Here is a 13,959-nt window from a genome sequence, read left to right as displayed (position 1 = left end):
CTCAATCTCTCCCTTTCATTGCGTATTCCAGAACGGCCATCCGGATAAAAACTCCGTTTGCCATTTGTTTGAAGATCCGGGAACGTTCACATTCGATCAGGCTGTCGGCAATTTCGACACCTCTGTTAATGGGGGCAGGATGCATGATGATCGCCGAACTCTTCATCTTCTGCTCACGTTCGACCGTCAGCCCGTAGCTTTGGTGATACTGCTCTTCTGTCATTGATTGTCCGCCCGTATGGCGCTCGCGCTGGACGCGAAGCAGCATCAGCACATCCGTTTCTTCTATATAATTTTCCAAGCGGTCTGAAGTTTCATACCCGCCGCTCCATTCAGGCGGACAGACAAAACTTACTTTTGCGCCCAATTGTTCGAGTGCTGCGGCGTTCGATTTCGCCACCCGGCTATGTGCAATGTCGCCCGCAATCGTCACGTGGAGATTTTCAAAGCCGCCGAATTCCTGCTGTATCGTGTACAGGTCGAGCAGTGATTGCGTCGGATGCTGGCCGGAGCCGTCACCGCCGTTGATCACCGCGAGCTGGACGCCTTCAAGCTGCCGGTAATATTCTTCTTCGCTGTGTCGGATGACCACCGCGTCCACTCCGATCGCTTCCAAAGTCTTCACCGTATCGTACAGCGTTTCGCCTTTCAGCACAGAAGAAAAGCCCGTTTCAAAAGGCAATGCCGCAATCCCCAGTTTATGCTCCGCCATTTCAAAACTCATCTTCGTACGGGTGCTCGGTTCAAAGAACAGATTGGCGATTGTTCCGCCAAGTTTCAGCTCTTCACCTTTTTCAAAAGCGGCCGCGCGCTCGATCAAATTCAGTATGGTTTCATTCGTCAACGTGTTCATGGTCAATAAATTCGGCATATTCCCGTCCCCTTCCATCAAAAAACACCTTCCTGAGAGCAGGAAGGTGTGAGGAAACAAGGGCATACTTCTTCGCCCTTATCATTCAACCCTTTCCATGCCTCTCTGGACATTCATTAAAAGGTGATTATTCAGTTCCGTCGTCAAGTTCTTGCTTTTCCAGCCCCGGCAGCACCAGGTTCAAGATTACTCCGATGATAGCCGCCAGCGCCATTCCTTCGATAACGAAGGTTTCGCTGAACTCCAGTCTCGCACCGCCGATCCCAATAACCAGGATGACCGATGAAATGACCAGATTGCGTTTATTGCCGAAGTCGATGTTGTTGTCCACCAGCATCCGCAAGCCGGATGAAGCGATGATCCCGAACAGCAGGATTGAAATCCCGCCAAGCACAGCGGTAGGGATCGTTTCGATGGCAGCCATCAGTTTCCCTGCGAAAGAGAAGACGATGGCGAATACCGCTGCCCCGAGGATGACGTAGACACTGTATACTCGGGTAATGGCAAGGACACCGATGTTTTCCCCGTATGTCGTTTTCGGCGGACCGCCGATCAATGAAGAAATAAATGTTCCAAGACCATCGCCCAATATCGAGCGGTGAAGCCCCGGATCTTTTATGTAATTCCGGTCAACGATTTTGCCAAGCACCAATTGGTGGCCGATATGTTCCGATATTGTAACGATGGCGATCGGAACCATGATGAACAATAAAGTCGGTGTGACCTGGAAAGAATAATCGACACCCGGTATTAAAAAGTCCGGCACCGCAAACCAGCTTGCTTCCCCGATTTTCGTGAAATCAATGATGCCGATGGCGGCAGAGTAGGCATACCCTACCAGTAAACCGATCAGGATCGGCATCAGGGAGATAATGTTCTTAAAGTAAATCGTACAGATGATAGCGGTCATCAAAGTGACGATCGCTGCTGAAAAGTGCAGCAGGCTGTATTCCGAAGTATTGTTTGCCGCCGGAATGGTCATCGCCATATCTACAGCAGTCCCTGCCAAAGCCAGCCCGATTACGATGATGACCGGTCCGACTACAATCGGCGGCAAGATTTTCATCAGCCAGAGATAGCCGGTTTTCCAAATGATCAACGATACGAGCGCATACACAGCAGAAACGAACATGGCGCCGATCATCGCTGAGCCGATGCCTCCTGATTCGGTTGCAACCTGTATCGGCACGATAAAGGCGAACGATGACCCCAGATATGCTGGCACTTTAAACTGTGTGATCAGTACAAATATGATGGTGGCGATGCCGCTTGTCAGAAGCGCGATTGCCGGACTCAGTCCGACCAGCTGCGGTACAAGAATCGTTGCGCCGAACATGGCGAACATATGCTGCAGGCTCAGTGAAATCCACTGGCCGGTTTTCGGTTTATCCTGTATATCGAGTACTGCTTCGCTCAAATCTTTCTCCCCCGTCTCTCTCTACTATTCGTGTATGGCCACGCGGTCTTTGCCGTCGCTTTCCTTCATCTCGACAACGATGCGTTCGTTGCTTGAAGTCGGGATGTTCTTTCCGACATAATCCGATCGGATCGGCAGCTCCCGGTGTCCCCGGTCAATCAGCACTGCCAATTGAATCTGTGCCGGCCGGCCGATATCCATGACCGCGTCCATTGCCGCCCGTACCGTCCGTCCCGTATAAAGCACGTCGTCGACCAGCACCACTTTCTGCCCTTCAATGCTGTGGCTGATATCCACCTGCTGCACCAGTGGTTCATTGTTCGTATTTTTGACGCTCAAGTCGTCCCGGTACAATGTGATATCGAGCTCTCCTGTCTTGATGGCCTTGCCTTCTATCTTCTCAACTTTTTCTGCCAGCCGCTTGGCGATGAATGCACCGCGCGTTTTGATGCCGACTAGGATGATGTCATCGATTCCTTTATTGCGTTCGATAATTTCATGGGCGATCCGTGTGATGGCTCTTGCCATTGCCTGCTCGTCCAATATATCCGCTTTTTCCACCATATTCTTCTCTCCTTTTAGGCAAATAAAAAACCTCCTGCCAGAGGGCAGGAGGATATATGCGCAGAAAATTCCAGCACGGAAGACAGACTTCCGGCTTGCGTAAATACCTTCTCAGCCTCTCTGGACTGTTTTTAAAGGTGTTGTTATTCGATTGGTTTTTTCAAGTATAAAGAACAACTTCGGGTTTTGTCAATCCTTCTTGCGAAGAGATTCCAGAAGTTCTGCAAATTCCTCAGGCATTTCCGCCGAGTATTCCATGTATTCTCCCGTTTTCGGATGATCAAAACCGATCACTTCCGCGTGAAGCGCCTGGCCGCCGATATCCATTGTTTTCTTCGGTCCGTATTTCGGATCGCCGACTAACGGATAGCCGATATATTTCATATGGACACGGATTTGGTGCGTCCGTCCTGTTTCGAGACGGCATTCGACCAATGTAAAATCACCGAAACGTTCAAGAACGCGGAAATGCGTAACCGCATGCTTGCCTTTATCCACAACAGCCATGTTCTGGCGCTCTTTCGGATCGCGTGCAATCGGTGCTTCGATTGTTCCTTTATCATGTGGGATATGGCCATGTACAAGCGCAATATATTTACGGGTCACACTTTTTCTGACCAATTGATTGACCAGTGAAGTATGCGACGCGTCATTTTTTGCGACCATCAGCAAACCGGATGTATCTTTATCGATCCGGTGGACGATTCCTGGACGGACGATGCCGTTGATGCCGGACAAGTCGGTGCAATGGTGCATAAGACCATTGACCAGCGTACCATGCGAATGGCCAGGCGCCGGATGGACAACCATGCCTTTCGGTTTGTTGACGACGAGTACATCAGCATCTTCATAAACAATCTCCAAATTCAAATCTTCCGGTACAACATCCAATTCTTCAAGAATCGGCGGTGTGGCGATGATGACGTCTTCAAGACGCACTTTATAATTCGGTTTGACTATCTGGCCATTGACCCGGACTGCCCCGTCTTTCACCCAATTGGCAATCTGTGAACGCGACCAGTCTTCATCCATAGCAGAAACTGCTTTGTCGATTCGCTGGCCCGCCATTTCTTCTGTTACCTGTATAGTTAAATCTTCCATTAAGACACCTTTTTCTTTTCTTGTTTTTCGTCATAGATCACGAATATGATCATCAGGATAACCCCGATTGTCAGTGCAGCGTCGGCAATATTGAAAATTGGAAAGTCGTAATTGATGACCGGAATCAGCACATCCACAAAATCGACGACTTCGCCGCGTAGCATTCTGTCGATGAAATTTCCGATTGCGCCGCCGAGGATCACCATGAGGCTAAGCTGGAACAGCGGCTGTCCTTTGGCGTGCTTATGGAAATAATAGAGGATTCCCGCGATCACCGCAATGGTGATGATGGCAAACAGCCACATCTGTCCTTCAAGCATCCCCCAGGCAGCACCTCTGTTGCGATGCGACAGCCAGCCGAGATAGGGCTCAATGACTGGAATTCTTTCCCCGATTTCCATGTTCTGCAGGACCAGCCATTTTGTGAATTGGTCTGCTGCAATAATTACCGCTGCAATTGCATAATAAATAAACATATGTTTCCCCCGTCAAATCATCTGTCATTCTATTTTAACACAATCCGCCTCAAAAAAGTGAAGGCCCGGAGAGCCGGCTTTCCGGTTCTCCAGACCTCAACAATTTATTTGCCAGTTTTATAACCGATATTCCGCAAAACAGCTCCGAAGACATTAGCCGACGCTTGCAAGGCTAAGTCTTTGCGACGAAGCAGCGCAGCGATGCAGGAGCACATGTTCTTCCCACAAAACCCTGGGAGTCTTCGCTGTTTTGCTCCATATCTTTAGAGACTACTCTCAGCGCTGACGCGGCTCAGGACTGGACGAAGCACTAAGACGAGTGGTTTTCTTGGCTTAGTGTGGGAGTCTTGTCCAAAGCGTCGAAGCGGTATCTGAACAATGCCTCATCGCTTTACATTAACTATAATGTTTCTCCACAACATCCGCACATCTCGGGCATAGTGTCGGATGGGCTTCGCTTTCACCGATCTTGTCAGAGATTGTCCAGCAGCGTTCACACTTTTCACCCTCTGATTTTTGGACTGCAACTGTCACGTTGTTCAAGACAAGAGCATCAGCCGGCGCATTGTCAGGTGACCCGCCAAACTCGTAGTTGGACACGATCAACAGCTGCGCTACATTGTCATCAACAGACGCCAGAAGATTTTTCGTTTCTTCTGAACCGTAAACTGTAACTTTCGCTTCCAGCGATTTACCGATTGTCTTCGCTGCACGCGCTTCTTCCAATGCCTTCAGTACATCATCACGGACATCCATGAATTTCTCCCATTTCACTTCAAGATCTTTGAAGCTGTTGTTTTCCACAACTTCCGGGAAATCCGTCAATTGGACACTGTCTTCTTCGACAAATCCAAGATACGACCACATTTCATCAGCTGTATGCGGAATGATCGGCGACGCCAATTTCAGGATGGCCATCAATGAATCGAACATGACCGTCTGCATAGCGCGGCGGTGCGGATGGTCGGCTGCTTCGATATAAACGACGTCTTTTGCAACATCCAGATAGAATGAACTCAAATCGTTCGCACAGTAATTATTCAAAGCATTGTAGATTGTCGCAAACTCGTAGTTTTCATAACCTTTACGGGCTGTCTCAATCATTTTCTGAAGTTTCATTGCCATATACTGATCCATTTCACGCATGTCTTCGTAAGCGACGCGATCTTCTTTTTCATTAAAATCAGCAAGATTTCCGTGAAGGAATTTCAGCGTGTTGCGGATTTTGCGGTATACTTCTGAAACTTGTTTGAAGTTTTCATCAGATACGCGGACATCAGCCGTGTAATCGACGGACGCAACCCACAGGCGAAGAATATCGGCACCCATCTGGTTCATCACTTTTGCAGGAACGATGACGTTTCCTAAGGATTTACTCATTTTGCGGCCGTTGCCATCAAGTGTAAAGCCGTGGCTCAATACGCCTTTATACGGCGCGATTCCGTTGATCGCTACACTTGTTGTCAGCGAAGAGTTGAACCAGCCGCGGTATTGGTCAGACCCTTCAAGATAAAGATCTGCCGGGTATTGAAGATCGTCGCGCTCATCAAGCACTGCCTGATGGGATGATCCTGAGTCGAACCAGACATCCATAATATCAAGTTCTTTCGTGAAGATGCCGTTCGGGCTGCTCGGATGTTCGAATCCTGACGGCAACAGTTCTGCAGCCGGACGTTCGAACCAGACGTTCGATCCGTGTTCACGGAACAAGTCGGCGATATGCGCGATCGTTTCTTCGGTGATGATCGGGTCGCCATTTTCTGCATAAAATACCGGAATCGGCACGCCCCAGACGCGTTGGCGTGAAATGTTCCAGTCACCGCGGTCGCGCAGCATATTGAACAGGCGCGTTTCGCCCCAGGCAGGTGTGAACGTTGTTTCTTTGATCGCTTTCAGGATATTATCGCGGAATGCATCAATCGATACGAACCATTGTGCAGTTGCGCGGTAGATGACCGGTTTTTTCGTGCGCCAGTCATGCGGGTACGAGTGCGTGATGAATGTTAAAGCTTCTAAAGCACCTGCAGCATCCAATGCTTCAGTGACCGCTTTATTGGCTTTATCGTAGAACTGGCCTTCGAATCCTGGAGCTTCTTCTGTAAAGACCCCTTTTTCATCAACTGGGCAAAGCACATCAAGGCCGTATTTTTTACCGACCAAAAAGTCATCTTCCCCGTGGCCAGGTGCTGTATGGACGCAGCCTGTCCCTGAATCGACAGTAACATGGTCTCCGAGCATCACAAGGGATGAGCGGTCATATAGAGGATGCTTCGTCAGGATGTTTTCCAACTCTGCACCTTTCATTTCGCGCACAACTTTAGGATCATCCCAACCGAGTTCAGAAGTTACTTCATCCAATAATTCACGAGCGATCACGTAAAGGGAGCCTTTCGCTTCCACTTCCACATAATCCAATTTCTCATGGACCGTGATCCCAAGGTTTGCCGGAATCGTCCATGGCGTCGTCGTCCAGATGATCAATTTCGTTCCTTCAGCAAGAACACCTTTACCGTCCGTCACCGCAAATGAAACATAGATGGAAGGAGATTTCTTATCGTGATATTCGATTTCTGCTTCTGCAAGTGAAGACTCACTTGAAGGGGACCAGTAAACCGGTTTCAACCCTTTATAGATATAGCCTTTGTTCGCCATCGCACCAAACACTTCGATTTGGCGTGCTTCATAGGATGGTTTTAATGTGACATAGGGATTTTCCCAATCGCCGCGTACACCAATGCGTTTAAACTGGCTGCGCTGGCTGTCAATTTGCTCATAAGCGTATTCTTCACATAACTTGCGGAATTCCGCCAATGTCATTTCTTTGCGGTTTACGCCTTTATTCGTCAAAGCCTGTTCGATCGGCAGGCCGTGTGTATCCCAGCCCGGAACGTACGGTGCATTAAAGCCCATCATTGAACGTGAACGCACAATCATGTCTTTCAGCACTTTGTTCAGGGCATGGCCCATATGCAAGTCGCCATTGGCATATGGCGGTCCATCATGGAGTACGAAAAACGGTAGATCTTTCGTCCGTTCCTGAACTTTTTTATAGATTTCCATTTCTTCCCACTTCGCTTGCATTTCAGGTTCCCGGTTCGGCAAATTGCCGCGCATCGGAAAATCTGTTTTCGGCATCAATAATGTGTCTTTGTAATCCATCAAAATTCCTCCTGTATGCATAATAAAAAGCCCCTCATCCCTGGAAAGGGACGAGAAGCCAGACTCGCGGTACCACCCTTGTTGCAGTTTTAGAAAACTGCCACTCGAACGCCGTATCGTGGCGAAACGGAACCGGCTACTGGATTTCCCCGGTTCTGCTCAGGAGTGATTTTCTTCATAGCTTTCAGCACCGGGCTCCCACTGTCCCCGGCTCGCTTTCCTGAATCGGCTATGCTTACTGTCTCCGTCAACGCATTGGATCATATAATTGCTGTTGCTAGTATGCCGTAATTATAAAGAGTGTTGCCCTCTTAGTCAAGGACGGTAGTCTTCGTTATTGTCTTCCAGTTTATCAAGTGTCGTCGTATCGACGTCATACTCCATCAATGATTCCCAGTCGTCTGTGTCGATCAGGTCAAGCTGCGCTTCCACGATCATTTTGAAACGGTTGCGGAAAACTTTCGACTGTTTCTTCAACTCTTCGATTTCCATCGCGATGCGGCGCGCTTTCGTCAAAGATTCGTTGACGATGCGGTCTGCATTCTTTTCCGCTTCGCGGACGATGAGCTTCGCTTCTTTCTGCGAATTGCGGCGTACTTCTTCCGCTGCTTCCTGGGCGATAACGATCGATTTCTGCAACGTCCCTTCGATTGTCGTGAAATGGCCGACCCGTTCGTCGGTTTGTTTCAAACGCTCTTCAAGGTCTTTTTTCTCTTTCAGCAGGATTTCGTAATCCTTGATGATTTGATCCAGGAATTCGTTCACTTCATCTTCCTGGTATCCGCGAAACGCCTTGCTGAATTCTTTATTATGTATATCCAACGGGGACAATGGCATTCAGTGCACTCTCCTTAAATTATGTTTGTTACTTTCCATTATACCGCCCATTGCATGAAATATCAGTATAATTTTTAATATTCCATGCGCGGGCTATTTCCGTTGTTCCAACCGTCCGATCTGGAGCCGAACTTTGTCTTTTTTCGTTCTTCCTTCAATCATGAGGACTTTGATCCGGCCGAATCCTCTCGACGAAATCATGTCCGACTCATGCAATTCGAACGACGGCTGTTCCTGCACCGTCCAATTCACTTTGACCTTGCCGCCGTGAATCAAAGCCGCAGCTTTTTGGCGCGATATATTATAGACGGAACTCATCACCGTATCGAGACGCATCGAACTGACCGTATGGGATTCTTCATGCCATTCTTCCGTTGCTGTAATCATTTCGGATACGTCGTCCACTTCGATCAATTGCACTTTCACTTTTGCCGCTGACACGAAATTGGTTTGCAGATACAGGCTTACTTCATCCGCCACAGCGAATTGGATCCTTTCCCCATCAATCCGGATATCGCCGAATTTGCTGCGGTCGAGTCCGACAGACATCAGCGATCCCAAAATATCCGGGTGGCGCAGCGTGACGAATTTAACCGGATACTTCAATTCGAAGACAGTGATATCGAAATCTTCGTCGGTCGGTTCGTAATAAGATGGGTACAATAAAACCCGCTGACGTTCTGCATCCGGAAACAAACCGCGTGATTCCATACGGATTTCGTTCGACCCAAGCACCGATTTAACGATGAATCGTTCACGTGGATCCAAAAAGTCCGTCAGTTTAGGCGTATAGCGGTCTTCGACTTCATTCATCCAGCCTGAAACCTGCTCGATGAATTGCTGTTCTTCTTTTCTGAAATGCTGAAATATGGAGTCCATAGGGCTGCTCCTTTCCGAATTAATCTTTTATCAAGAAAAAAACCCCACTTTATGTGAGGTTATGGTTAAAGCATTCCGAATAATACTGAAATCCCTCTGCTCGCTAATAGCAATGTGTAGATGGCGATGATTGGCGAGATGTCGATCATGCCAAGCGGCGGGATGAATCTTCTGAAAATGTCCAGGTATGGATCCGTTAAGCTGGTAATGAACTGGCCGAACCGTGATTCTTTGATGCTTGGAATCCAGCTCATCAGGACGCTGGCAATAATCAGATAGAAGTAGATATTTACAGCAGTTAATATAAACAATTCAATATATGCCATCAGTTATTTATGCACCTCTTTTATTGTTCTTCATCGTAGTAGAAATCGGAAATGGCGCCGTCCACTTCCACTGTGTCAGGTACACAAAGGAAAATATCCGTTCCGATGCGCTGGATATCGCCGCCAAGGGCATAGACCGTACCGCTCAAAAAGTCGATGATCCGAAGACCCTGGCTTTTTTCGATACGCTGTAAGTTGACCACTACAGCACGTTTGCTTTTCAAATGTTCTGCAATATCCTGGGCTTCAGCGTATACACGCGGTTCCGCCAAATGGACCTTGGAAGATTTTGAAGCTGCAGTCTGCAAGCTGACCAAATTAGGGACGTTTGCTTCTGTAGCTTTTTGGCGGCGCTCTTTTGGTGATTTACGGATTTCAGGGCTGGCTGGCTGCTCTTGACGGGTAGCCTGCTGGTTTTGCTGCTGCGGCTGATCTTCTTCATATTCCTCTAAATAAAAGAAATTTTTGAATGAATTTTTAATGCTCATCATTCTGCCTCACTTTCTGAACCTATTAATGCAGTCCCGATGCGAACAAAAGTCGCCCCTTCCTGCGCTGCTATCAAATAATCATTGGACATGCCCATTGAAGTTTCTGTGCACGGAGCATGCGGCCATTCCCGTTCAGCGACATCCAGCTGCAAGGCCTTCAAGTCACGGAACACTTTTCTCAAGACTTCTTCATCTTCGACATTCGGGGCCATTGTCATTAAGCCTACTACATTAATTTTATCATATTGCTCCAATGTTTTGATGAAATCAAGCGTATCTTCCGGAAGGATTCCGCTTTTGCTGTCTTCTTTCGACACATTTACTTGAACAAAACAATCGATGACATGCTCTGCACGTTTTTGGATCTCTTTTGCAAGACTTAAACGGTCCAATGAATGCAGATAATCGATATCATTGATGATTTCCTTAACTTTCCGGCTTTGAAGATTGCCGATGAAATGCCATTCCGCTCCATGCTGAATCGCTTCGAATTTCTTTTGAAATCCTTCAGGACGATTTTCCCCTAAATGCTGGATGCCGGCTTCAATCGCTTCCTTCGTGCGTTCGATTCCGACCTGTTTTGTGACAGCGATCAGGTTGATGCCTTCCCGGATGGAATCCAATTCTTCTTTTATATTTTCATAAACTGGTTTGATAGGTTTCATATATTCACAACTTTTCCTGGATGTTCAGTTAATTGTACCAAGTCTGCAGTTATTTATCAATTACGCCATTTTGCAGAAAAAAACAGCTGCCAATTTGGCAGCTGTGTGGATTAACGTCGTTTTTGTCTGTTGCGCAGGAAAGTAGGGATATCGAGTGCATCATCCTGTGGTTTTTCCTGGCGTACAGGCTCCTGCTGATAAACCGGCGCCTGTTCTTCACGGCGTTGATCTTCGCGGCGCGCTTCGCGCAGCGACGGCTGTGGAGCTTGCTGCTGCTGGATCGATTGGACACGGCTTGTATTCAAACCTGAGCCTCTAGGTGTTCTTGGCTGAAGCTGTTCTTCGTTGAATCCTGTAGCGATAACCGTAACAATGATTTCATCTTTCAAATTATCATTGATAACCGATCCGAAAATCATGTTCACATCTTCATCAGACGCAGAGGCGACGATATCAGCTGCTTCCTGAACTTCATAAAGGCTAAGATTCGATCCGCCAGTGATATTCATGAGAACACCTTTCGCGCCATCGACTGATACTTCCAATAACGGGCTGGATACCGCTTTTTTAGCAGCTTCAGAAGCACGGTTTTCACCTGAAGAAACACCGATCCCCATCAATGCTGAACCTTTATTCGACATGATCGTTTTCACATCCGCAAAGTCAAGGTTGATAAGTCCAGGCACTGCAATTAGGTCCGAGATGCCCTGAACACCTTGGCGAAGTACGTTGTCAGCTTCTCTGAACGCTTCAAGCATAGGTGTGTTTTTATCGACGATTTCAAGAAGACGGTCATTCGGGATGACGATCAACGTATCGACTGATTCTTTCATCTGGCCAATACCGCCGATTGCCTGAGTGGAACGCTTGCGTCCTTCAAATGTGAATGGACGCGTCACAACACCAACAGTCAAAGCGCCAAGTTCTTTAGCGATTCCTGCGATTACAGGAGCTGCACCAGTACCTGTACCGCCGCCCATACCGGCAGTTACGAATACCATATCGGCTCCGCGCAATGCTTCTTCAATCTGTTCCTTGCTTTCTTCAGCCGCTTTTTTACCGACTTCCGGATTTGCGCCTGCACCAAGTCCACGCGTCAATTTACCGCCGATTTGAAGGCGGACTTCAGCTTTTGAAAGGTTCAATGCCTGAGCATCCGTGTTTACCGCGATAAATTCGACACCTTTTACTCCGTGTTCAATCATGCGGTTAACAGCGTTATTTCCGCCGCCACCGACACCGATAACTTTAATTACTGCCATAGCATCTACTGTTGTATCAAATTCCAACATTCTTTTTCCTCCTAAAATTGCTCTGCTCTGTGAGTAAGCATGATGCAATGTTTTTTTAAGCTCAAGAAAGTATACGTTTTAAGATTAAGCGGTTTTGGGGAAGTGAAACTGTACTTCCGCATTTCTTTATTCAAAAAATCTGTCAAACATTTTTTTGGCTTTTGTAACGACGCCATCGCCGTTCTCTTTTGGCTGTTTTTGCTGTCTCTGCTTCTGCGGCTTCGGTTCCTGCTCGACTTTTTGCTGGTTGCCGAGTGCAGCCCCGCTTCCAATGCGCCCGTAGAAAACGTCTTCCATATAAGCGTATTGGATCAAGCCGACAGAAGTCGTGTATTGCGGTTCCCTTACTCCGATATATTCAGGAGTGAACAAACGCACACGCGTCTGCAGAATGTTGCGCGCCAATTCAGGAAGGCCTTCAAGCTTCGCCATGCCGCCTGTTAAAACGACGCCTCCTGGAAGGTCCTGAACACCAAGGCGGTAAAATTCATCCAAAATCAATTCGAAAAGTTCTTCCAGGCGAACTCCGATTATTTCAGATATGTATTTCTGACTGTATTGCTCTTTCGTATCAGATCCGATTACCGGGACCTCGAATAATTCGTCTTCAGATGCATTATCGTAGAAAGCATGACCATATTCAAGTTTAATCTTTTCAGCTTGGTCTGTAGGCGTTTTCAGAACAATGGAAAGATCCTTTGTCACATGGTCGCCGCCGACAGGAATGACTGTTGATGCTACAAGATGGCCATCCTGAAAAATAGCGATGGATGTTGATCCCCCGCCAATATCGATGCAGGCGGTGCCATGATTTTTCTCATCCTCTGTCAGTGCATAATATCCTGCTGCGAGCGGTTGTGGATAAATATCCCGGATTTGAAGACCGGCTCTTTCCACGCATCGCAGAACATTATGTAAAATCGTCTTGGATGTTGTCACCATTGTACCATCCATCTCAAGGCGAATCCCAATCATACCCCGCGGATCTTTAATTTCATCCAAATGGTCCACGATATATTGCTCAGGAATGATATTCACCAATTCGCGTTCTGGAGGAATAGACATAACCTGTGCAGCTTCGAGCACCCGATCCATATCATCATCCGTAATTTCACGGTTTTCACTGTTTACTGCGACTACACCTTTAACGCTTTGCAGCATCATCTTATTTGCGGGAATGCCCAATACCACTTCGTGAATAGATTTGCCAATCATCCGTTCAGCCTGATCGACAGCTTTTTTGATGGATTGCACAGTCGCATCTATATCAACGATAGCACCTTTTTTAATGCCGTTGGATTTTACGTTCCCTACACCGATGACGTGCAACGATTTATTCGCCATTTCTCCGATCAATACTTTAACCGACGAAGACCCGATATCTAAACTTACATACAATTCTGATTGGCTCAATTCGTGGCACCTCCTTATTTTATTCCAGTTATTATTATTCTATTGTAAATTATACACCTTGTCCAAGTAATTTGATGCAATATTTTTTCATTTCATCAGAAAATTCAAACTGATTCCCGGACACTCTTTTTTTCTGTCCATTTGCTGAGTAATATGCGCCGGATAACTGCAATGTTCTGGAATAACCTGACCCCGAAAGCGAAAATCGCTGCGAGATACAGATCGACTCCAAGATGGACTCCGAGAAATGCCAGCCCGGCTGCCAGCAAAATATTGAAGAAAAATCCTGAAACAAAAACTTTGTCATCGTAGACCTGCTGCAGATGAGCTCTAATGCCTCCGAAGAGAGTGTCCAAAGCGGCAAGAACTGCGATTGACAAATAATTGGCGTATTCCGGCGGTATCCGTATATCTGTCAACAGGCCAAGTGATAAGCCAAGAATCAGCCCTAAAATTGAAAGCCACACC

The 13,959-nt window shown here is 47.3% G+C and carries 14 protein-coding genes and 1 other annotated feature; all 14 genes read right to left on the bottom strand.

Going from position 1 to position 13,959, the window contains the following annotated elements; translation table 11 throughout:
• Position 1 precedes the first annotated feature (1 nt).
• The 14 genes from CXF70_RS06540 to CXF70_RS06475 all read right to left on the bottom strand — a co-directional run bounded on the left by CXF70_RS06540 (position 2) and on the right by CXF70_RS06475 (position 13,958).
• Positions 2 to 871, bottom strand: a complete 870-nt coding sequence (locus CXF70_RS06540; protein ID WP_101802011.1) for an aspartate carbamoyltransferase catalytic subunit — start codon at positions 869 to 871, stop codon at positions 2 to 4.
• A gap of 127 nt (positions 872 to 998) precedes the next feature.
• Entirely contained in the window at positions 999 to 2,288 is a 1,290-nt protein-coding gene (locus tag CXF70_RS06535; RefSeq protein ID WP_084245022.1) for a solute carrier family 23 protein, read from the bottom strand.
• Between the two features lie 24 nt (positions 2,289 to 2,312).
• The gene (gene pyrR, locus CXF70_RS06530; RefSeq protein WP_280522408.1) at positions 2,313 to 2,849 is read right to left on the bottom strand and encodes a bifunctional pyr operon transcriptional regulator/uracil phosphoribosyltransferase PyrR; all 537 of its coding nucleotides are present in this window, start codon (positions 2,847 to 2,849) and stop codon (positions 2,313 to 2,315) included.
• A 192-nt stretch (positions 2,850 to 3,041) separates the two neighbouring features.
• Positions 3,042 to 3,953, bottom strand: coding sequence for an RluA family pseudouridine synthase (locus CXF70_RS06525; RefSeq protein ID WP_101801999.1), 912 nt, complete (start codon positions 3,951 to 3,953; stop codon positions 3,042 to 3,044).
• On the bottom strand, positions 3,953 to 4,429 hold the full coding sequence (lspA, locus tag CXF70_RS06520; RefSeq protein ID WP_101801998.1) for a signal peptidase II: 477 nt from the start codon (positions 4,427 to 4,429) through the stop codon (positions 3,953 to 3,955). Before lspA ends, CXF70_RS06525 begins: the two co-directional genes overlap by 1 nt.
• A 396-nt stretch (positions 4,430 to 4,825) precedes the next feature.
• Entirely contained in the window at positions 4,826 to 7,588 is a 2,763-nt protein-coding gene (gene ileS / locus CXF70_RS06515) for an isoleucine--tRNA ligase (protein WP_101801997.1), read from the bottom strand.
• 43 nt (positions 7,589 to 7,631) lie between these two features.
• Positions 7,632 to 7,848: a binding site (T-box leader), on the bottom strand.
• 55 nt (positions 7,849 to 7,903) lie between these two features.
• Positions 7,904 to 8,425 (bottom strand): DivIVA domain-containing protein, encoded by a 522-nt coding sequence (locus CXF70_RS06510; RefSeq protein WP_084245012.1) that lies wholly within the window; start codon positions 8,423 to 8,425, stop codon positions 7,904 to 7,906.
• A 93-nt stretch (positions 8,426 to 8,518) separates the two neighbouring features.
• Positions 8,519 to 9,304 (bottom strand): YlmH family RNA-binding protein, encoded by a 786-nt coding sequence (locus tag CXF70_RS06505; protein WP_101801996.1) that lies wholly within the window; start codon positions 9,302 to 9,304, stop codon positions 8,519 to 8,521.
• Between the two features lie 65 nt (positions 9,305 to 9,369).
• A complete protein-coding gene (locus CXF70_RS06500) occupies positions 9,370 to 9,630 on the bottom strand; it encodes a YggT family protein (RefSeq protein ID WP_084245008.1) in 261 nt (86 codons plus the stop codon).
• Between the two features lie 20 nt (positions 9,631 to 9,650).
• Entirely contained in the window at positions 9,651 to 10,118 is a 468-nt protein-coding gene (locus tag CXF70_RS06495) for a cell division protein SepF (protein WP_084245006.1), read from the bottom strand.
• Positions 10,118 to 10,786, bottom strand: coding sequence for a YggS family pyridoxal phosphate-dependent enzyme (locus tag CXF70_RS06490; RefSeq protein WP_101801995.1), 669 nt, complete (start codon positions 10,784 to 10,786; stop codon positions 10,118 to 10,120). Before CXF70_RS06490 ends, CXF70_RS06495 begins: the two co-directional genes overlap by 1 nt.
• Before the next feature lie 110 nt (positions 10,787 to 10,896).
• Positions 10,897 to 12,078, bottom strand: coding sequence for a cell division protein FtsZ (gene ftsZ, locus CXF70_RS06485; protein ID WP_101801994.1), 1,182 nt, complete (start codon positions 12,076 to 12,078; stop codon positions 10,897 to 10,899).
• A gap of 126 nt (positions 12,079 to 12,204) precedes the next feature.
• On the bottom strand, positions 12,205 to 13,491 hold the full coding sequence (gene ftsA / locus CXF70_RS06480; RefSeq protein ID WP_084245000.1) for a cell division protein FtsA: 1,287 nt from the start codon (positions 13,489 to 13,491) through the stop codon (positions 12,205 to 12,207).
• Between the two features lie 104 nt (positions 13,492 to 13,595).
• On the bottom strand, positions 13,596 to 13,958 hold the full coding sequence (locus CXF70_RS06475; RefSeq protein ID WP_084244998.1) for a small basic family protein: 363 nt from the start codon (positions 13,956 to 13,958) through the stop codon (positions 13,596 to 13,598).
• Between the last annotated feature and the right edge of the window lies 1 nt (position 13,959).

The organism is Planomicrobium sp. MB-3u-38 (assembly GCF_002836425.1).
Lineage (GTDB): Bacteria > Bacillota > Bacilli > Bacillales_A > Planococcaceae > Planococcus > Planococcus okeanokoites.
Note: the sequence above shows the minus strand (reverse complement) of the source record. Positions and strands in the feature narration are given on the sequence as shown.